1 protein-coding gene is annotated in these 652 nt (G+C 66.3%); it reads left to right on the top strand.

Annotated features, from left to right (window positions below):
• Positions 1-652: imelysin family protein (locus CXQ94_RS23800; protein WP_219817119.1), on the top strand; the 652-nt coding region annotated here is incomplete at both ends.

The raw sequence follows: 652 nt of genomic DNA, 5'->3' as shown, positions 1-652 counted from the left end.
GCACGCCAGGTCACGGCACTGCTCAAGACCAAGCCCGAGCTGACCCAGGCCGATCTGGATAACGCCAGCGTCGTGGTGCAGGGCCTGAGCGCCTACGAGTACGTCCTTTTCGACAGCAGCATCGACCTCGCCGACCCCACTACCAGGACGCGCTACTGCCCCTTGCTGACAGCCATCGGCGAGCACCAGCAGCAGCTTGCAGCCAGCGTCCTGCAGCAATGGCAGGACAAGGACGGCATGGCCGATCAGCTGCGCAGCTTTCCCAACGAGCGCTATGCCGAACCGAGCGAAGCCATCGCCGAACTGCTGCGGGTTCAGGTCACGGCCCTCGACGGCCTGAAGAAGAAGCTCGGCGCGCCGCTCGGCCGCCAGACCAAAGGCCATCCGCAGCCGTACCAGGCCGACGGCTGGCGCAGCGACACGACCCTGAGCAATATCGCTGCCACCGTCAAAGGCGCCGAAAGCCTCTGGCTGGGTGCCGACCAGGACGGTCTGCGCGCGCTGCTCGGCGCTGAGCAGGCTGATCTGGCCAAGCGCGTCGACGCCGGTTACGCCGACCTGCTGCAGCAACTGAAAGCCATGCCCGAGCCGTTCGGCAAAATGCTCGCCAACGAGGAGAGTCGGGCGCAGCTCGATGCGCTGTACCAGCGGA

Origin of the sequence: Arthrobacter sp. GMC3 (assembly GCF_002929305.1) — a bacterium.
Lineage (GTDB): Bacteria > Actinomycetota > Actinomycetes > Actinomycetales > Micrococcaceae > Specibacter.
This window is presented reverse-complemented; position numbering and strand designations above follow the sequence as displayed.